The sequence below is a fragment of the Paenibacillus sp. FSL P2-0136 genome, assembly GCF_037975325.1.
Classification (GTDB): Bacteria; Bacillota; Bacilli; order Paenibacillales; family Paenibacillaceae; genus Paenibacillus_AQ; species Paenibacillus_AQ silagei.
On sequence record NZ_CP150244.1, the window covers coordinates 6,253,794 to 6,274,823 of the forward strand.

Annotated in this window: 9 protein-coding genes; all 9 read right to left on the minus strand. The window is 58.1% G+C overall.

Annotated features, from left to right (window positions below):
- Window positions 1-30: 30 nt before the first annotated feature.
- Window positions 31-2,508 (minus strand): glycosyl hydrolase family 65 protein, encoded by a 2,478-nt coding sequence (locus NYE26_RS26595; protein WP_339251352.1) that lies wholly within the window; start codon window positions 2,506-2,508, stop codon window positions 31-33.
- Window positions 2,505-6,926 (minus strand): glycoside hydrolase family 2 TIM barrel-domain containing protein, encoded by a 4,422-nt coding sequence (locus NYE26_RS26600; RefSeq protein ID WP_339251353.1) that lies wholly within the window; start codon window positions 6,924-6,926, stop codon window positions 2,505-2,507. Before NYE26_RS26600 ends, NYE26_RS26595 begins: the two co-directional genes overlap by 4 nt.
- A gap of 2 nt (window positions 6,927-6,928) precedes the next feature.
- Entirely contained in the window at window positions 6,929-7,594 is a 666-nt protein-coding gene (locus tag NYE26_RS26605) for a hypothetical protein (RefSeq protein WP_339251354.1), read from the minus strand.
- A gap of 1,056 nt (window positions 7,595-8,650) precedes the next feature.
- Complete coding sequence (locus tag NYE26_RS26610) at window positions 8,651-10,933, minus strand: helix-turn-helix domain-containing protein (protein WP_339251355.1); 2,283 nt, start codon at window positions 10,931-10,933, stop codon at window positions 8,651-8,653.
- 82 nt (window positions 10,934-11,015) lie between these two features.
- Window positions 11,016-15,095, minus strand: a complete 4,080-nt coding sequence (locus NYE26_RS26615) for an Ig-like domain-containing protein (protein WP_339251357.1) — start codon at window positions 15,093-15,095, stop codon at window positions 11,016-11,018.
- A gap of 412 nt (window positions 15,096-15,507) precedes the next feature.
- The gene (locus NYE26_RS26620; RefSeq protein WP_339251380.1) at window positions 15,508-17,283 is read right to left on the minus strand and encodes a hypothetical protein; all 1,776 of its coding nucleotides are present in this window, start codon (window positions 17,281-17,283) and stop codon (window positions 15,508-15,510) included.
- Window positions 17,284-17,315: 32 nt separating this feature from the next.
- The gene (locus NYE26_RS26625) at window positions 17,316-18,971 is read right to left on the minus strand and encodes an extracellular solute-binding protein (protein WP_339251382.1); all 1,656 of its coding nucleotides are present in this window, start codon (window positions 18,969-18,971) and stop codon (window positions 17,316-17,318) included.
- Window positions 18,972-19,028: 57 nt separating this feature from the next.
- Window positions 19,029-19,904, minus strand: a complete 876-nt coding sequence (locus NYE26_RS26630) for a carbohydrate ABC transporter permease (protein WP_339251384.1) — start codon at window positions 19,902-19,904, stop codon at window positions 19,029-19,031.
- 13 nt (window positions 19,905-19,917) lie between these two features.
- Window positions 19,918-20,769, minus strand: a complete 852-nt coding sequence (locus NYE26_RS26635; protein ID WP_339257625.1) for an ABC transporter permease subunit — start codon at window positions 20,767-20,769, stop codon at window positions 19,918-19,920.
- Between the last annotated feature and the right edge of the window lie 261 nt (window positions 20,770-21,030).

Here is a 21,030-nt window from a genome sequence, read left to right on the forward strand (position 1 = left end):
AGACACTCTGTCTATACAGAAAGCCTATCGTTATAATATGACCTCCACTTTCACTGATTGCTTGTGCGGATATGCGGGAATGACTGTTCCTTCGAGACGCTCGCCGTCCACCCGGATTTCTTGGACGCCTGAGCAGACATGGCTGTTGTTCTTCACGGTAATCTCATACTCGCAGCCACGGAACCGCCGGGTGACCGAGAAGCCCTCCCAGGCAGACGGGATGCACGGGTTAATGGACAGTCCGGCCAGCACCGGCTTGATGCCCATAATGTACTGTGTAGCAGCTACATACATCCACGCAGCCGTCCCGGTCAGCCAGGATACATTCGCCAGACCGAAGCGGTCGGACTCTGGCCCGAACAGGTTCGAAGCATAGACATACGGTTCTGCCTTGTAGCGCCAGATTCCGGCTTGTTCCATGGCGATGTTCGGGATCAGCTGGCGGTAATATTTGTACGCCTGATCCCCTCTGCCCAGCATACACTCCGCAATAATGGCCCAGGTATTGGCGTGGCAGAAGACGGCCCCATTCTCCCCGGTTCCTTTGTTATAGTTGGTTAGCGGATCGGCGGGATCGGGGAAGGTGGTGATGGACGGATGCAGTTTTTTGATACCCAGCTCTGTATCGAGAATATCGCGCACACTGTCCATAGCCTTCAGTCCCTTGTCAGACTCGGCCATCCCGGACAGGGTCGCCCAAGTCTGGGCGTTGAGCCAGATCTGGGCCTCCTCATGCTCAGCGGTACCCAGATACCGCCCGTCATCCATCACCGCCCGCCGGAACCACTTCCCGTCCCAGCCCAGCGTGTTCACGAGCGACTTCTGCTCCCCGTAGAGCCGGTCATAGTACGCCGCATGCTCCGGGTAACCGGAAGCCGCCGCCAGATCCTTCATACGCAGCAGCACCGTCCCGAACTGCATTGCTGTCCAGATGCTCTCCCCCCTGCCCTCACGGCATACGCGGAAAAGCTGGTCATTCCAGTCCGAGCGCAGCATCAGCGGAAAGCCGTTCGGTCCCAGCCTGGAGACGGTAAAATCAATCGCCCGCTTCAAATGTTCATAGAGCGGCGCTTCACCGCCATCATAGAACGGAATATTTTCCTGAAGGAATGCCGCGTCTCCGGTCTCGGCAAGAATGTCCCAAACGGCCAGCGCCGTCCACAGGTGATCATCCGAATGGATGCTGGTCACCGGGTCCCAGCCCTCATTCGGGAAAAAATAATGATTCACATGCCCGTCCCGATACTGCTGCCCCAGGAGCAGGCGGACTTTATCCTTAGCCGCCTCCGGATCGTACGGTACGACCGCCAGAATATCCTGTGCCGTATCCCGGTAGCCTACGCCCCGGAAGGTACCGGTGGCATAGTACGAAATATTGCGCGAAAAAAGGAAGTTCCGCTGCGACTGGTACGGATTCCAGGTGTTGAGCATACGCTGCGCATCCTGATCCGGCAGCTCACAATTCCAGGCCCTGAGGTAACGCGCCCAGTTCTCCTGAAGCGCCGCGTAGGAACGGGTGACGAAATCCGCCTCCCGCGAATGGCTGATGGCCCGTTCAATCTCGGTCTCGTTCATCGCTGTTCCGAGGAAAAAGTTCACGGTGCGGGTCTCGCCAGGCGCAAGCTTTACCCGGACCTGGAGTGCACCACAGGGGTCGCCTCCCAGAATGGCCGAGCCGGTGCAGCCCCCCTGCTCAATAGCGGCCGGATTGGATTCGCTGCGGTAGCTGCCGATGAATTCTTCACGGTCGCCGTCATACCCGGCGAGCGGTGCATCGGACATCATATAGACCAGCGGGGTTTCGTCCGGCTTGGGCTGATTTTCCACCCCATATTTGTAGATCAGCGCTTCCTTCTCATGGTACTGCACCGAGACCTGATGCTTGTTATAGCATTGCCATTGCAGCTCGCGCATGAATTCCATCATCCCAAACTCGGCGTAAGCATACACGTTCAGCTCCTTGACCTTGCTGCTATTGTTCGTCAGCGTCAGATTCCAGATCAGGGAATTCTCATAGGGCCCGACAAAATAAACCGTCTTCGCCGCCAGCTCATCCGCCTGTGCTTCAAAGCGGGTATAACCCATTCCGTGGCTGCTCTTCCACTCCTGCGGTTTCTGGAAGGCCGGCTCATAGGTAGGACACCAGTAGCTGCCTGTTCCGGCATCCTGCAGGTAAATATACGGGCCGGAGCGGTCGGTGGGCAGATGGAAGAAACGGTAGCGGGTAATCCGCCAGATCTGCGGAGACTTATAGAATGAAAGTCCGCCGCCCGCATGGGACAGCATGGTATGGAAGGTCCCGTTGGATAGATAGTTCAGCCAAGGGGTCGGCATGTCATGCCGCTTGAACTCCACCTCCCTCGCGTCATCGTTGAAGGCAAAATACTGGTCCAGCTCTGAAGTGCGGCCGGAAGGGCCTGCGGGTGGTGCGGATGATGTATATGCAGCGGATGGTACCGGTTCATTGGCGTTCATATTGGCCTGCTCCTCTCCATTGATCTTGCTCATTTGGGCTCCACCTCATCCATCGTCAGGCGGAACTCCAGATCATTCATATATGTGCCGTCTGTATGCAGGAACACCATGCCGAAGGCAATATCCTCCTGCGATCCCCGGACGATGGCGATCAGGCGGTTGACCCCTTTTGCCAGCGTAATCTCCTGTTCAGGCTCAGGTACGTGACTGCCATTCATATAGATGTCAAAAGCACAGGCCGAGTTCACCCGGAGTCTGCCGGTTCTTATGCCGTCACTGCTCACGCTGTCTGAGGCTGCATCCGCCGTCTCCGGCAGGTGCACGAAGCAGCTCAGGAACAGAGGGCATCCTTCCGGTGCGGGGATGAGGAAGGTTCCGTCCGGGCGGCGTTCTTTTTTCTTCATCCAGCCATATAGGCCTTCCCCCAGATTGTTCAAGGAGAACTCGGGGTCTGTATAGTAGTCCTTCATCGCCTCATAGTCGATGTGCGGCGGACAGAACAGCGTCATTGCGGCCTCCACCGCCCACTGCGCATCTCCCTTGTCATGAAGCAGCAGCTCATCGGCGAAAGCGGCTCCGAGATTTCCGAGCAGGCGCGTGTAGAGCCTGAGACTCTTGTCGCTATCCGGGTCGGCGAGCAGCTGCGAGCAGAGGATCTCTCCCGCTCCGGCCGCCTGCCGGATCACAAAAGCTCCCGGGGCAGCCGCCTGGCGGCGGTTCAGCTCGACCAGCGCCAGCCTGCTGTATTCCGCCGTATGCTGCCCGGCGAAATAGTCCTTCCAGGCTGTGCCTTCCACGCTGGTGCACAGCACCTCCGCATCTGGCACCTCCAGCCTGTACCCGGCCAGCTCCCGGTTGACGACATCCCGGGGCGAGAGATGCACCTTGTCGAAGCCGAACAGGTCGACCGGGCTGATGCCTTGTACGGCGGCGTGCGCATAGTCCGCCGCCAGATGATACGTCCCGTGCGGCGCGATGCGCACGGGAGCGTCCAGCAGGCGGGCGAGCGCCTCCTGCCCGCCGGGCTCTGCCGGCAGCACCAGCACGCTGCCGCCGGCCAGGGCTGCCTGGCGCACGGCTTCCGCCGCGCCCGGCGCGCCTAGCAGTGCGGCCTCCACGATGAGGAGGCCGGGGGTCAGGCCGGACAAGCCTGCGGCGCTGTCCAGCCTTTGGCCCTTCAGGCGGAGCTTGCCGAGCAAGGCTGCCGCCGGACTGTCGCTGCGGACCCAGACCGCAGCGGATTGTGCCGCGGCCGGATCGCCTGCTGCGGGCTGCACCGCAGCCGGGGCTGGAGCAGTTACGGCTGCGGTAAGATCGGTGCAAGATGGAACGGTAGCGCATTGCTCCTCTACGACGGACCTGGCGGCGGTGGCAAGATCGGCTGCTGCGGTCTCCGGCGCGGCGGACCGCAGCGCAACAGCCGCCGGACCAGCGGCCGCGTGGACTGCGCGGCCCGCATACTGCAGCAGGCTGCGCAGCAGCAGCTGTGCCTGGGGAACCTGCTGGAGATGATCCATGATCTCCAGTTGATTCGCCAGGAACATGCCCGCTCCGCTGCGGTATTCGAGCAGCGGCGACCACAGATCGCCGCCGTCTCCGAAGTCTCCTGCACTGCATTCCAGCAGCAGGGTGAAGTCGCCGGTCACCGGCTTCTCGAACGCCGCCCGTATGATCGGCAGCGGCCCGTCCTCGCGCAGCTCCTCATGCCAGTACATCAGATCCTCCGCGCCTAATCCCCGGAGCACCGGATGCCCGTAATCCCCGCTATGTGCGCGGATGAATTCCCGGCGGGTGAGCGGCAGCCTGCCGGGAGAGAGATGAAGCTGCTCCAGCAGCAGCAGCCTGCCGCCCCGCTGCACGAACCCTCTCAGCCTCCGGTCCAGCGCCCCGTCCTTATCCTCCATCTTGCTGCCGACAATCAGCAGGGTCCCGGCGACAAGCCCTTCTACAGCTTCCGGTTCTGCCCGGACCAGATCGGGCACCAGCGCCTGAATCGCCTGGAAGTCCCGGTCAGAGCCGATGTAAGCAGCGGACAGGGCGATCTCTACCGGCTCGGTCCGGCAGCTGCCGGACAGCAGGCGGTAGCTTACCTCAAGCTCATGCATCAGCTCTCCGGCATGGAACAGCCGGGCGGACAGCGTGGCTTCTCCTTCACCTAGTGGTGCTCCTACTGGTGCTCCTACTCCGGCCCCCTCTCCTCCTTTTGCCCCTTTTCCTACTCCTGCCCCATCTTGTACTGATGTCCCATCTCCTGCTCCTACCCTATCTCCTACTGCCACCCCCGCCCCTTCGCCATTGACCGGGTCCGGCATCCACTCCAGCCGGATGCTCCGGCGCTGAGCAGGCTCATGACGGAAGCGGAAGGTCTCGCTGTGTACCCTGCGCCCGCCCTGCATGACCTCACATTCGATCGTCACTTCCTGCGCGGACAACGTATCGTTATAGACATCGAAGCTGCGGGAGACCGGCGCATCATCGAAGAAGCAGCGGTTGTATTCGGCGGCAATCAGCGTTACCGGCTTGAAGGCCGCGGCCATAATGGCAAAAGCCGGATTAGGCCTGTAAACCGGATACTCCTCCGGCAGCAGCCCGTTATTCAGCGAAAGCGAGTAGGCCGGAATCACAGCAGGCTTGGGGCCGGGTGTGGTCAGATCAGCCTGCGGCAGCTTCAGCTCCTGCTCCGGCATCGCCCGCATGAAGTAATGGACAAAGTTAAAGGTAGAGATGCCTGAGACGCCCTGCCGCCGTGCATATTCCACGAACAGCCGCTCCTTGTGGGCCAGACCGGCAGCACTTGCGTCCGAATCCTTATATACATCCATTCCCGAGTACATGCTGCTGTTCTGCGGACAGATGTACCACCAGCCGCCATGCTCGCCGAAGGTGAGCGGAACCTGCCGGTCCCACTGCGCGATGGTGCCGTCAATGTTGTAATGACGGCTCTCTACCTCGGTCTGCTGCTTGGAGACCAGGCGGTTATCCCCTTCAACCATGACCGGACGGGTATCATCCAGTGCCTTCATCAGCTCAATCAGGCCGGGGATATGCTGCTTGTATTGATCGCGCCCGTCCACCCAGCGCATCTCGTTCTGCACACTCCACAGGATGACCGAAGGGTGATTCTTGTCCCGCAGCACCAGCCGCTGCACATGATCGCGGCAATTGCTGATGAAATCGGGATGGGCGGCATCCATGCTTTTGCTGGAGCCGTAGATGGCCGTCTCATCGACAATCAGCATCCCCTCCTCATCGGCAATCCGCAGATAGTCGGACGGATACGGCTGTGCGTGGAGCCGGATGCTGTTAATGCCTGCCTGCCGGCACATCCGGTACCAGCCCCGGATATAGTCCTCTGTCTGCTGGGCCGCCCCCTGAAAATGCCAAGAGTCCCCCCGCAGATTAACGGGAATCCCGTTCAGCATAAACTGCGGACCTTCGCACCAGAACTCCCGGAAGCCGAAGGTCTCGCTCCGGCGGTCCAGAATCTCACCGTCCGCTTGCAGCACAAGCTCCAGCTCATACAGGACAGGGGAATCCGGGCTCCACAGCAGGGCTTCCTGCCAGGGCAGACTGAATGCCGCTCCGCCCCACTCCCGGCTGCCGGTATTAACGCATAACTGTCTTCCTGCCGCAGCCTCCGCAGGGCGAAGCGCTACTGCGGCTTCCGCTTCAAGTACGGGCAGCGGATGGGCGGCCGCCAGCTTCTGCGACAGATGGGGCGGCTCTGCAAGCGAGGCCGGAACGCCAGTCTTCCGCTCCCTGACCTGCAGGATCACCCGCAATCCTTCGGGTGGGGGGCCGTCTTCTGTGCCGCTGATCAGAGCATCCACTTCCAGCCTTCCCTGCCGGACAGAGGTGCGGATCGTAAGATCCTCCAGCGATACCGGCGGATACGCCTCCAGGAAGACATCCTGCCAGATGCCCCGGGCGATTCTGCCGAACCAGGAGCCGGAGAGTCCGGTAATTTTGGTCTCCCCGGAGGGGAGCAGCGCCGTGTCGAAGCTGCCGCAGACCACATGGAGCTGCTGCTCCCGGCCAGGCTTCACCAGCGCGGTGATATCCAGCCGCAAGGGCAGGAAGCCGTCCTCCCAGACGGCAATCCGCTCGCGGTCCAGATAGATGGCCGCTTTTTGCATAATGCCATCGAACCGCAGCACGATCCGCTGCCCCAGCATCGTCTCCGGTACCTGAAGGGTGCGGTGAAGCACACCGGCTTCGGCTGCATTCCATTCCTCCGGGTAGCTGTACACATCGAAGGGCTGGAAATGATACTCGGCGACTTCACCGAATTTGCTGCCCGAAGGCGCAGTATAGCTGTAACGCCAGCTTGAGGGAACCTGTATTTTGCGGGCCTCGTATTGCAATCTCTCCGGAAGCGCGCGGCTGCGCGGCTGGTCATAGAGCGGCATGAAATCCCACTCGCCATTGAGACAGATAGATGTACGTAGCATAATCATTCTCCTTTTCCTGTATGGGGGTGGGGGATGGTTAGGACGAGCGTAAGCTTTTTCCAAATGGCCTGATCCGGCTGCATCTCACTCCATTTCCTGAAATGCGGGTCCATCACCTCACCCCAGTTGTCCGGCCGGAGATTCGTGGCAAGCTTCCCGGCGTACGGGGCTGGCTCCACCGTTGCAGGCAGCTCGGAATAAAAAAACAGCAGGTTCTCATGCAGCCCGATAATCCCATATTTGTCGCCGTCCCCCGGATGCTCCTCCTGATACTGATAATGGTGATACACATAGCTTGCGACCTGCTCCGGCTTCAGCGCCGCCACTCTTGCGTAGGGGGTTCCTGCCGCATGACTGCGCTTCCAATGCTCTGCGGAGACCGGCTGCTGATAATGGAAAATATCCATCATAGGCACCCACAACCGGGGCTGCTCCCCTCCCGGCCACTCTTTGAGAATCTCTGCAGTCCCCTGAAACAGCTGATCCGGCTCCACCTCCCGGCGGGTGCACTCATAGTACAGAAACAGCTCCTTGCCATCCTGAAAAATACTAAGCCGTCCCAGGCCCAGCCTGTCCATGCATTCATTCAGCAGCCCGGTCTGTGCCTCCCAGAACGCTGATGGATTAGTAGCCTCCCTGCACTCGGCTCTATATAAACAACGCTGCATCGTGTCCCTCCAGCCTTATGTCATCTACCCTTCTAGAGTAACGTATCCGGCGGGCCGATTCCTTGACGATCATGCCCTTCTTTAGCATAATAACGACATGCAAAAATGCAGCTATACGTGCACATGATGCGGCAACCGAATCCGGGCTTACTGTCAGCGCTGTGCAGACCACCCGCCGATGTTTCAGAATAAAGGAGAATCTTGTTCCGGGAGAAAATAAGATGCTGATCGAGGCCTGCCAACGCCGGCACTGGGGGGGACATATACACTTGACTCTTGCGCCAACAGTGCTATTCCAGTAAATACGGTGTATTTATCCCTTCATCCGTGCGCCAACGGTAGATTTACGGAAATGTAGTGTATTTATACCCTTCATCATTGAGCTCGCACGCAGGCACATGAACCAATGTATGCGGAAAACAGCATACATTCAGCTCGCACGCAGGCACGTGAACCAATGTATGCGGAAAACAGCATACATTCAGCTCGCACGCAGACACGTGAACCAATGTATGCGGAAATCAGCATACATTCAGCTCGCACGCAGGCACGTGGACCAAATGTATGCGGAAAACAGCATACATTCAGCTCGCACGCAGGCACATGGACCAAATGTATGCGGAAAACAGCATACATTTAGCTCGCACGCAGACACGTGAACCAATGTATGCGGAAATCAGCATACATTCAGCTCGCACGCAGACACGTGAACCAATGTATGCGGAAATCAGCATACATTCAGCTCGCACGCAGACACGTGAACCAATGTATGCGGAAATCAGCATACATTCAGCTCGCACGCAGGCACATGGACCCAATGTATGCGGAAATCAGCATACATGCGCCAACGGTGAATTTGCGAAAATGTGGTGTGTTTATGCACTTCATTCGTGCGCCGATGTTATTTTCCAGAATGGCAGCGACTCAGCAGCAAGCAGACGAACAAGACGGCCGGAAACCCCGGCCGTCTTGTTACACACCTATACCCCCGTAGCTTCGCCAACTATAACCGGCTAATCGCTGTGCGCCCCGCTCACATCACATGGCCACATGAGCCTAACTCTCCCCATCACCCTCACTATCACCACCATGCAGGGGACTGCCCTGGGCTTTGCGGTATTCGCCGGGTGTGATGCCTTCGAGCTTCTTGAAGACGCGGATGAAGGACATGGGGTACAGATACCCCACGCGCTCCGCGATGCGCTGCACCGGATCGGAGGTTCCGGTCAGCAGGCGCTTGGCCTCCTCCATACGCAGGCGGGCCAGATAATCGACGAAGTTCTCGCCGATCTCCTCCTTGAAGATCCGGCTTACCGTCTTGGTGTTCATGGCGAAGCTGTCGGCAACATGGGTCAGGGAGAAGTCGGGATCAGCGTAATTACAGGCGATGTATTCGCGCACCTTATTGGCAAGCGTATACTGCTCACGGTTCATCCGCAGGCTGCGCAGCGCCTCCTCCATCTCCTCCAGCGAAGAGACCAGTTCTCCATGCAGCTCCTCAATCCATTCAAAAGATTCCGGCGAATGCGGAATTCCCCGCAGCCGCCCGTTGTTCCAGATCCCCTTCATCTCCGGCGGCAGCTCCTGCATCTCCCGGGACAGCCCCGTCTCCAGCAGCCTCAGCAGCCGGACGATATCCTCCTTGGAGTAGTTGCCGCCTGCCAGCAGTGCAAAGATCCGCTCAATCAGCGGCTTCCACTCCGCATTCCCCAGCCGGTAGAGCTGGGGAACAGCGCCGATGGCCTGAACCAGCACATCCATGCCTTCTGCCGGAGGCAGCGGCTTTTCGGCTGGCGCCGCATAGACGCGGCCTGGACCGGCGGTGATTTTGCGCTCCAGCGCCCCCAGGGCCTGGCGGTACGCGACGGATAAGCCGCTGAGACCGGCGGCGGGTCCGCTGAGGCCGAAGGTAGCCGTGAACTTGAGATGCTGCTTCACCCAGGACCGGGCAGACTCGGCAATGAGTAGCGTCTTCTCTGCGATGTCCGCTGTCTCCTCATCCGCAGAGCGGCGGAACAGCAGTCCCAGACGGCCCGGTCCGATCCACTCGGTCCACAGGGAACCCCCTTCCTTCTCGGCAATCTCCTGAATCACACTGCGCAGCGTGAATTTGAACAATGCCTGATCCCGGGCCGAGTAATCTGCAGCAAAAGCCTCATAGAAATCAATCTCGGCAATGCCCACCACCGCACCAGCGAATTCACCGTCCATCCCGATCCGTTTCGCTTCCCGGCTCCAGTTATCCGCCGACATCTGGCCGCTGTTCTCCAGCAGCTCCTTGAATAACTGATTCCGCCTGTGCAGAATCCCCTCGGCCTGCTGCTGCTCATAGCTGTTGGTCTGCTCGATCAGGCTCTCCAGCGCATGGCCGATGAAGGCGAATTCGTCGCCTTCCTTGCTCTGCGGCTTCCAGCCGAAGGCACGGTCCTCCCCGAAGGAGTAGATCCGGCTCATGACCTGCTCAATCGGACGGTAATTCCGGTGGCTGATATACGTCATGGCGGCGATACCGCCGATGATCGCGGCGAACCCCAGGACCGCCCAGACATTGGAGAAGGCAGACAACAGAGAGAAGGCCTTGGCACGCTCCATGCCTACCTGGATCGTCCAGCCGGTATAGGAGGATTTGCGGCTGACTGCCTGACTATGAACCTGCGGCCCGGAGCAGGCCTCTCCCCCGGCAAAAGCGCGTCCCGCCGCATCCTTCAGGCAAATCTCCGTATTCGCCATGTTCATCTCCTGAATCAGCGCCTGCAGCGACTGCTTCCGCACGTTAATGACAATCAGCCCCTGCTCACCGGAGAAATACGGCACCTGCTCCACCAGCGAAATGACTGATTTCCGCTGATCCTCGCCGGAGAACAGCTGCAGCTCACGAATTCCGCTCCAGACCGGACTGCCGGTATTCTTCATGGAAGACTCTATGAAGCTGCGGTCCCCGAAGTCCGGCAGACGCGAGGAGAAATGCTGCATCAGCACCTTGCCGTCAGCCGCACGGTATAAATAGACCGACTCAATCATCGGCAGCGGCGACATGAAATCCAGCAGCACCTCCGTTACCCCGTAATCGCGGTAAGGATCAAGCTTCCCCGGACGGTCAAAATAACTGCCCACCTGATCATCCATCAGCAGGCTTTTGATCGTCATGGTCTCCAGATTGCGCAGGGTAGTATCTACAATCTGCAGCACATTCTCTGCATATACGCCGTTGGCCTTCGCGGTCTGCCTCTCCATCGCTTCATTTAAAGTCACGAAGAACAGAATAATCAGGCAGAACACCACAGCAAACAGGATCGGCAGATAGGAAAGAATCAGTCGGTACAGCCATTTCTTATGCATCGGTGTCATCCCCTGTAAGTCCAGATGTTGGCTATCTTATTAATGATATGGGCTGCGCACCCGGGTTCATAAGCTTATGCTGTCAGTATCCCAGCTCCGTGCTCGCATTGCGGGAGACCAGCCCGAAGTACCCGGCTTCCCCAATGGCCCCGGCGGCGGTGTCCAGATAATTGAATACCTGCACCCCGTTAACCTTCAGGATCAGGCGCACACCCCCGGATTCTTGAAAAGCACCGAGCTGAACCCGTTTGCGCTCCCCGAAGGGCAGGAACGAATTAGGAATCGCCGGTCCGCCCAGGCTGGGCAGGCCCTCGATTGCGCCATAGATCACGGTCCGCACCCCGCTGTTGAAGCGGTGCAGCTCAATGCCCGAGGCTCCAACGACCACCAGATACATGCTGCCGGTGCTGTAGCTCAGCTCCTTGCTCTGATTATTCAGCATCAGGGCATACCAGCTGGAGGAGGCAGGGCTGTCATTGATTGTCATAGTGAAATCCAGCAGCTCATTCTGATATTTGCGGTTCTGGTAGATGATATGGCCGCCGGGTGCCCGCAGGGTCAGCGTGTCCGTCGCGCTCTCCTTCAGCCCGTTGGCCGTTGCCGCTACATACCAGCCGCCTGAGTCCTGCACCTCGCCTTGCAGGGTATGATCGTAGGCACTCTCCTCATTCCATACCTTAACCTCATATTGCCCCTGCGTCACAGTGCCCAAATACTCCGTAGAGAGGGTCAGGGTGGCCGAGCCGGTCTGATGGGCCGTTAACAGGCCGTTCCCGCTGACGCTGACGATGGAAGGATCGCTGCTGGTATAGGTGACCGCATCCAGCTCCTCACGGTTGCCGAACAGCGTCTCGCCATAAGGCTGCAATTGCAGGTCTGCGCCTTCACGGATGTAAGCAACATGGCCGTCGTGCCCCTCCAGAAGAACCGTGGACAGGGTGTCTCCCACGAACACATCCGCACTGAGGGTGCGCAGCATCGAGCCGTTCAGGATGCTCACTACAAGCTTCGTCTGTCCCTGGCTCAGTCCGGTGACCTCACCCCCGCTGCTAACCGAGGCCACTGCCGGATCGAGAATGCTATAGAAGAAGGTGCTCGACGCTGTACCCAGCGGCCGGTCTTTGCCGTCCAGCGCCTGGAGGGATACCTGCCCGCTTGCACCGGCGGCCAGCTTAAGCGGAGCAAGCCTCCAGCGGCTGACCTGCCCTTCTGCGCCAGAGGCGTATTCCGGCTGAAGCCCCGCCTGCTCGATAATGGACAGGGCCGCCTGCGGCCAGGCGGCATCCGGCTGGACCAGATTATTCTGGAACAGCACATTGCGCCCGTTGTTGGTGTATCCGTCTGTTGTCGTATAGTTGTTCACGAAATCCACATCATGGATGGTCGGCACATACGCCATCGCCCAGCGGAGCGGAGAATGCCAGAGCGGAGCGTCCTTCAGATCAATGACGTTATGCTCGAAGCTCCAATAGGCAGACCCTTCATCCGTGTAGAGAACGGCATTGCCGTCCATCTGGTTGCGGATGTAGTTGCCGCTGACCAGGTTTTTACCTTCGGCTGTGGCTCCTGTCGGGCCAAGACTGTAAATGGCGCCTCCGTCACGCAAGCCCATGCCCATGAGGTCATAGATCAGATTATTCTGAATCTTGACGTTCCGGGTGGCAGCATCGAACAGCTTATCCCAGCCGTAGCCGATATGGGTTCCGCTATAAGGCAGATTGTACATCTCATTATGGCTGATATCCATGTCCACCGGATACCCTGCCGATACGGCGGACGCTGATTTATAATCGATGCCGATATCATGAATCACATTGTTCAGCACATCATTATTCTTCATCAGCAGCCGGGGGTCTGCCGGATGATAGATATTGCGGTCCGACGAATTCGGCTGGCCCACGTTCAGCGCGCTGCCGGAAATATCATAGAAGCGGTTGCCCTCGATCAGGCTGTTCTGAACGCCATTCTGCATCCGTACCGCTGTAATCCCCAGCTTGGTGAACTCGTTGCTGCGGAAATTCACTGTATTCGCCAGCTCCAGCATCACCGCCGCCTCGGTCAGCTCATCGGGGATGGACGGATAACGCAGATGGTTATTCTGTGAATCGGAATGTCCCGCCGCCGTACTCGGGCGGTTCCAGGTGGTGTACATAAATTTCAGGCCTTCAAAATTCAGATTGCGCACCGGTTCGTCAGCAGATACACCATACACTGTGGCGAGCTGCTCCAGTACCGGAACCACAACCCCGGCCGTGGACAGATCCTCCCAGGCACGCGGTTTGTAATACAGCATACCTTCATTCCGGTTATAGTACCATTCCCCGGACTCATCCAGCAGCTCCATAGCATTCTCGTAATAGACGGGCACAGTCGCCGAGGTTAATCCCCGGTTAAAGACCGCGCTCCGGCCCGGCTCCTGCAGGACTATCTGTGCTTTGCCGCCTGAAGCGGTTACCGACTCTACCTTAATCCGGGAATTCGTCCACAGCTCATTGAACACCAGCTCCATATCGGACGTATTGCTCCACCCGGCCAGCTCCGTATTATCCGAGGTATAGCCGGTTGCCGTCTTCAGCGGATTCACGAGTCCCGCTGTGCTCCGGGCCCGGACTGCCCGGATACCATCCACGAACAGCTGCCTTGTCTGAAGGCCGGTTCCGACATTTGCCCGGTAGATGCCCTTGGCGCTGTCAAACACCGTCCAGCCTGTGACGGACCGCCCGCCGCTGATGGCCGCCTGCTCCCCGGGATAGCTGCGGTAGGTGACAAAATATCCGTTCGTCCCGGAATCCTCCGGTGTGAATTCCAGCGGTTCCGTCAGCGTATAGGTCCCTTCCCGCAGATTGACGATGATGTCAGCGTCCATATCCTCATTCAGCTGCCGGACCTCGGCCTGCGCCCGGGCAATCGTCCGGAAGGGCGAGGCTTCCGTGCCGTCATTGTTGTTGTCGTCCCCGCCCGGAGCGACATACAGCTCCTGTCCGGTTGTCCGTCCGGTTACGGTAACGGATGTCTCGGCCCGGACGCTTCCGGTCTCATCCGTGACGAACACGGTAGTTGTTCCGGCGCTTACCCCCGTCAGCTCTCCGTAGCGGTCAATCACGGCGATGCTCTCATCCTCCGTTCCCCACAGGATGCCTGTATCCGTATTGTCTTCCGGTGTTACTGTTGCCTGTAACAGCACACGGGAGCCTGCGGGAACCGCCCGCTGAAGCGGAGCCAATACAATATCCGTGATCGGATCTTCGTAGACGGCTACCGTAGCGGTTACCGCCGGAAGCGCTTCGTTCGGCTCAGCCGTAACGGTCGTCACCCCCTCACGGATGCCGGTAACCAGACCGTTGGCGTCCACAGTTGCCACCTCCTCGCTGCCGGTGGACCAGGCTGCAGTCTGATCCGTTGCATCTGCAGGTGTGAACTGGAGCGGCAAGGACAGCTTCTCCCCTCTTCGCAGCCCGTAAGACTGCTGGGAGAAGGCTGCACTTACCGCCTGTTTGTATCCGCTTACAATAAAATCGTCAAAGCCGATCTTGCCTATGCTGTCTTTATAGAACCCCATATAAAAGGAGGTTAAAGCCCCTCCCTCGGCCATCGGCTCCTTCGTCAGCAGACGGTTGCCGTCAATAGACAGATCGAAGGTGTGGCCGCCGCCGTCAAGCGACAGGCGCACCTCATGCCATACGCCTGCCGATACCGGCAGTACGGAGGTCCAGGAGCCGGCCCCTTTTTTCATATAGCTGAATGCCCCGTTGTTAATGGCGAACTTCACCAGCGGCACGGAACCGCTCTGCGGGGTGGGCAAGTAGATCACGGCTCCAGTCTGCTCGGCTCTGAACGAATAGCTGAACATGCTTCTGTACGTCACATCTGTAACGGATCTGCTGATGCTGTAGCTGCTGGCGAGCTTGCTGGTCTGCTGGAGCTCCAGCAGCTTGCCGGGATACCCCTCCCAAGCCTGCACCCCCACACTCACTCCCTGGGGAGGTGTCTTGATCGTCCATCCGGCCGGCTTCGCACCGGGGCTATACGTCTCAAAGGTCTCTTCCAGCCTGTAATCACTGTCCGCCCGGGCAACAGATCCAAGGTCTGCCGGGAGAAGGCCCAGCAGCAGAACCATAATGATAGCGTATACAAAAAACGGTTTCCGGCTTGTTTGTCTCATAATAGCCACCTTTCCGTAGGGAAGCAAGTATAGTGTTCCGGTAGAGCATCCGAAGTTAAGCAGTGAATTCATTCCATAGATGCAGCCCATAGATACGGAAATAATTAAATGCGGCCTCTATGGAGTTGCGTTCGACGCGAACATTCAGCGATAGTTGTACTTTGTACATTTAAAAACGGTGAACAGGCAGGATTTCGTCTTCTAACTGCAGTCTGTACAACTAAATTCACCCAAATGGGTGAGAAGCGGGGTATAGGGGGATTTTAGTTGTACGAAATACAGCTAAACGTATATTCGGCGGTACATTGGGCGATTTACTTGTACAAAGTGCAATTAAGTATGGTGCTCCCACCCCCGTTTCCGCTTGCATCTCAATCGGGGCACGGCAAACCTTGCCGCTTGAACCGCGTGGTTAAGGGGCGTATGGATCAACGGTGAGCTGAACCGGGGGCTGGTAGCCCGCAGTCAGCACAATGCTGCGTATAGAGGCCCACGGCTCGCGCGGCACCTCCCGGTCATCCCTCACCGTATCCTCAATCGTCACCGTATCGAGCAACCTCTGGATATCCGCTGACTCCGCTGCTTCGTCCAGACATACCACCGCCCAGCCCGCTTCCAGGCGGGGCAGTGCCAGCATCGTGCTGCTGCCGGAGTAGAGAATCTGGCGGAGCCTGATCCGTCCTTCCTCCCGCACCACCGTAACAGGCAGTACGGCGTGAGCTTCCGCCTTGGAGTCCAGGCCGCTGAGCGCCGTGACCGCTACTGCGCAGCCCGGGTAACGCATCACCAGCCATTCCCTGTCCCCGGCAGTATTCAATACAGCTTCCACCTCGCCGTCATAGCGGTGGATCAGCCATTCATCGGCAATCTCCGCTGCCCGGTTATGCACCCGGGTCATCGAGCGGACCACCACCAGCGCATTCCCCTGCTGGGCGGAGCGCGTCTCCACCTCCGGGTACAGCGGCTCGGCGAACAATGCGGGCATCAGATAGGCGCTGCGGTACTCCTCCGCCGGATGCGTTCGCACGGCGGCGGAATCATCCACGTACCACCGCAGATAGGATACCTGCTGATCCTTCACGCTGAAGCTGACCGGGAAGCTCTGCCAGCCCAGCCCCCAGGACGGATGCTGGTAGCTGCCCGGCATCACCGGGAAACGGTTGATGCTGCCCAGCCGGGTATGCTGCCCGATCCAGGTATAGGAACGCGAGGCATCGAAGATCCGCTCCTCACGAATCCGCGGGACCGGCAGCGCAGCCGGGGCGTTCTCCCGGGGCTGCAAATCTGCCGCAAACAGCAGGAACCCCGCCATATCGTTAAGGGAAAAGGTCTGCTCCGCCAGAGCGCTGACCCCGGTCACACCGGCAATCGTCCACAGCAGGCTCTGCCGCCAAGTCTCTCCCCGGAAGTTATAGCTGCGGATCGAGGGAACGAATTCCTCTCCGTCATGGAAGAGGAGCAGTCCTTTCAGAGCATCCATCTGCACAGACAGCCGCCCGGCCAGCTCACGGTCATGCTCCCGCAGCACAGAACCGGCAATGCTCAGCGCATTCATCATCACCCCTTGATAGACAAGGCTGATATTCTCTCCCCAGCCCCAGCCCCGGCGGACCGTATATTCCTCCCACCGCTTGAAATAGGCAGTTGCCGTCTGGAGATACTCAGGTTCTCCGAGGAAGTGGGCCACCGCCAGCAGCATCGCCCCGTCACTCATCGTCTTGTTCGGGTAGAACAGCTCCGGTGTCCGGCATTCCTTGGAGAACCAGGCAGCCGCATGCCGGAACATGCGCTGCATAATCTCCAGATGGCTGGCCGGGAAGACGCCGGGACTGCTGAGGCGCACCGCCACCAGCGGCATGAGGATGAAGAAGGCCGCATTGGAATCCTGGATCACGCTCTCCTCCCGGTACCAGAGGAAGCCTCCGTAATCCGGGTGCTCCGGGTCAGTGAATTGCAGCGCGGCAATCGCTTCGAGCATCTCCAGCCCTGCCGCTTCATCCAGCTCTCCCAGCAAGGTGCCGTAAGCATAAAATCCGGCCGAGAACCGGGCCTCATGGCAATACGGCAGCTGAGCGACCTGCCGGGTATGCCCGGGCCGGTCATAGCGGACCAGCCCGGCTTCGATTACACTATCCGCCGAGGCGGCGGCATAGCTTTTTTCGAGAATCTGTCTAACCTCATGCTTCAACGCTGCCCGCCCCCTGTGCTTGAATTCATCTGTTACTCTACCGTGCTCAATTGCTTGCCCATTTCATAAATATCCTTCAGCATAATGGCATCCGCTTTATGCTCCTGATACCAGGAGGCATAGAATTCATCGACCTTGGTTCCGCCTGCCTTCTCCCAGATGCCCTTGGCTTCTTCAATGAACTGGTCCACCGAAGCCGGATCGGAATTCACGATGGCCTGCATGGCCCGGTCGAGAATCGTTTTATTCGCATTAGTGTTGATCTGGGTCAGCTCCTGAGGCAGCAGCGGCAGGAAGGCCTTCTGCGTAATGCCGACAATCGGACGGTCAGGGTTCAAATACAGCTTCTCGGCCATTTCATAGATTGCGATAAAATCCTGCTCCGCCGGTGTAGGGTTCACCTTGTTCTTCAGCCCGTAATTCTTGCCAATGAGCGGGGTGAGCATCCCCATATCGCGGTTATACTCCAGCTCCTTCTTGTTCTTCTCCGGGTCGATCACCTCGGCACGGCCATCGGCGGTTTTCTTGTAATGGACCCCTTCGATCCCGTTCTGGATCGTGGTGGTATAGGTCTCTGTCACCATGAAATCAATCATTTTCATGACGGACTCAGGGTCCTTGGCCGCTGCATTCACCATACCGGTCATCTGGATCGGTGAGGTCAGCGTCGGGCTGAACTGGCCGAATTCCGTCGTTGGCAGGGCAATCGGAATCACCTCGGCCTCCGGGGAGTTCTTCTTAAGTGTCTCATAGGTGCTGACATCGGCCCCGTTACCGCCGTAAATGCCCAGCTTGCCGGAGATCCAGTCCTGCTTCTGCTTCTCGCCGTTCTTATCGGTCACGAAGTCCTTATCCACCACCCCGGCCGCATACAGCGCCTTCTGGAAAGAAACTGCTGCCTTAATTCGATCCCAGTCATGCACCACCTGGTCATTCTCCAGTACCCATGGGTACTGGTCTTCGCCGAACAGCGTGAACCCGGTGCCGAACATGTTGTTCAAAATAATACCGGCCACGAAGCTGAGCCCGGTTCCATACGTATCCGCTTTGCCGTTGCCGTCCGGGTCCTGCTCTGTGAAGGCCTTCGCGACCTTCAGCAGCTCCTCCGGTGTGGTGGGCACCTGCAGATTCAGCTTCTTCAGCCAGTCGTTGCGGATAAACAGATAATGCTGCGGGCCGAACTGAATCGGACGCCCCACCGTATACAGCTTGCCGTCTGCCATGGTGCCTGCCTTGCGCAGCGCCGGATATTTCTCCAGCATCGCCTTATATTCTGTACTGCTTTTCTCAATCAGGTCATCCAGCGGCAGAAGCTGCTTCTGGTTATAGAGCTGCCCCTGGTAAGCGGTATCAAATTCAAAGATCAGATCGGGGGCGGATTTCGAGGCGAACAGCACGTTGAACTTTTGCAGGGATTCGAAGCGCGGCACCGTAACGTATTTGACATTCACCGGCCCGTTCTCGTTGACCCATTTCGTCCAGCGGTTGTCGCTCATTGTCCCCTCTTCTGCGGGTACGGAGCCGCGGTCATACAGGGAGACGGTGATGGCCCCGCGCTTCCCGGAGCCCTCTCCCTTGTCTGTGCCCTGCGTGGCGGCATTGCCGCCGCAGCCTGTTACCGCGATTGCGAGCAGCAGGGATGCTGCACCGGCAGCGGTTGTTTTTCTAAGCCGGGGTGAATTGTACATATGATTATGACCCTCCTATAATGGCATTCTGGTACTTGCAGTATGGCGCAGCAGCGGTCAGCCCTTGATGGCCCCGATGGTTACGCCTTTGACAAAATAACGCTGCAGCAGCGGATAGACAATCAGCATCGGAATAACCATGACCATAATCCCCGCAGCCTTGATGCCTTCCGGTGTAATGTTGACCACCTCCTGCGAGTTCATCGTATTCAGCTCCTGCAGGACGGCCTGGCTCTTCACCATCTGCTGGATCAACACAGTCAGATTGATTTTCTCCGGGCTGTTCATGTAGATCATGACGTTGAAGAAGGAGTTCCAGTAATACACGCCGTAAAAGAGACCGATTGTCGCCAGCACAGGCAGGGACAACGGCAGAATAATGCCCGCCAGCAGCCGCCATTCGCCGGAGCCGTCAATTCTCGCCGCTTCCACCAGCTCCTCCGGGATGTTCTCAAAGAAGGAACGCATAATCATCATATTATACGTGCTGACCAGAGCCGGCAGCCACAGGGCTGCATAGGAATCGACCAGACCGAGACTGCTGACCACGAGATAGGTCGGGATCAGTCCGCCGGTGAACAGCATGGTGAACACAATCGCCAGCGTCAGCATGCGTCTTCCGTAGAAATCACGGCGGGACAGAGGATACGCGGCGAAAATGGTGAACAGCATACTGGCCGCCACACCGACCAGGGTAATCAGCAGGCTGTTGCCGAAGGCGCGCACCACCGGCGTTCCTTCAAAGAGCATCGTATATGAGCTTAGCGTGAAATCCACCGGCCACAGGGTGACAAAACCGGACAGCACCGCATCCTTGCCGCTGAGTGACAGAGAAGCCAGATGGAGCAGCGGCAGCAGACACAGAATGCCTGCCAGGGTCAGGAGCAGATAATTGAAGCTATAGAATACTTTTTCACCGTTTGTACTTTGCATAGTGTCCCTCCTGTTACCACAAGCCTTTATTGAAGCGCCGGGCAATGGCGTTGGAGATCAGCACCAGAGTCAGCGCAACCAGGGAATCGAACATCCCCAGAGCAGCCGTCAGGCTGAACTGTCCGCCTTGCAGTCCAATCGCATAAATATACGTACTTATAACCTCGGAGATCCCCGATACAATCGAGTTCTGCAGCACGTACACATGGTCGAACCCGACCTCCATCACCCGTCCCATAGCCAGAATCAGCATAATGACAATAGTCGGGCTGATCCCGGGGAGTGTGATGTTACGGATCTGCTTCCATTTGCCTGCCCCGTCCATACTCGCCGCTTCATAGAGGCTGGGATCAATGGAAGTCAGTGCCGCCAGATAGATGATTGCGTTGAAGCCCGCATCCTTCCAGATGCCCGAGCCGAGAAAGATGGATACCCAGGACCACTCCTTGAAAAGGAACGGAAACGGCTTGCCGAGCAGCTTCTCGACCAGCACATTGGCTACCCCGGTCTGGGCGAAGATCGTCACCACCAGCCCGCCGACAATGACCCAGGAGAAGAAGTACGGGAGGTAGACGAGGGTCTGGACTGATTTTTTGAACCACTTGTTCCTGACTTCATTCAGCATAATCGCCAGGGCAATCGGGAACGGAAAGCTGACCAGCACGGATAATATACTGAGCACAAGCGTATTTCGGATAATCTGCACCGACTGCGCCTGGGTGAACAGATTGGTGAAATTGTCCATGCCGACCCATTGGCTGCCCCATACTCCCTCATAGAAGGTATAATTCTTGAAGGCAATGACCAGTCCCAGCATGGGCGTGTATTTGAAAATAATATAGAATGCGATAACCGGAACGAACATGACCCACAGAGGAACATTGTTCTTGAATCGGCGGGTCTGCCAAAAGCGCCTGCGGCTGCTTCCGCTCTGCCGTGAGCTCTGCCGCGAAGTGTCCAGCCGCAGCACCGCTTCACTTCTTGTATTCGCTTTCATCTCGGTGCCTCCTTTCGCTTGCGTGTTGTGCGTAATTGGGTCTTGCGATGGAGCTGAAATGGCCGATTTCATGTCCTCACCATAGCCGCTTCAGCGGGTTAGGGCAATATTCAGTTTTTCTGTTAATCG

Bases quoted from the DNA above. Each gene is read 5' to 3' on its own strand.
- NYE26_RS26595 (WP_339251352.1), bottom strand. From the start codon at position 2,508: ATGAGCAAGATCAATGGAGAGGAGCAGGCCAATATGAACGCCAATGAA.
- NYE26_RS26600 (WP_339251353.1), bottom strand. From the start codon at position 6,926: ATGCTACGTACATCTATCTGTCTCAATGGCGAGTGGGATTTCATGCCG.
- NYE26_RS26605 (WP_339251354.1), bottom strand. From the start codon at position 7,594: ATGCAGCGTTGTTTATATAGAGCCGAGTGCAGGGAGGCTACTAATCCA.
- NYE26_RS26610 (WP_339251355.1), bottom strand. From the start codon at position 10,933: ATGCATAAGAAATGGCTGTACCGACTGATTCTTTCCTATCTGCCGATC.
- NYE26_RS26615 (WP_339251357.1), bottom strand. From the start codon at position 15,095: ATGAGACAAACAAGCCGGAAACCGTTTTTTGTATACGCTATCATTATG.
- NYE26_RS26625 (WP_339251382.1), bottom strand. From the start codon at position 18,971: ATGTACAATTCACCCCGGCTTAGAAAAACAACCGCTGCCGGTGCAGCA.
- NYE26_RS26630 (WP_339251384.1), bottom strand. From the start codon at position 19,904: ATGCAAAGTACAAACGGTGAAAAAGTATTCTATAGCTTCAATTATCTG.
- NYE26_RS26635 (WP_339257625.1), bottom strand. From the start codon at position 20,769: ATGTTCGTTCCGGTTATCGCATTCTATATTATTTTCAAATACACGCCC.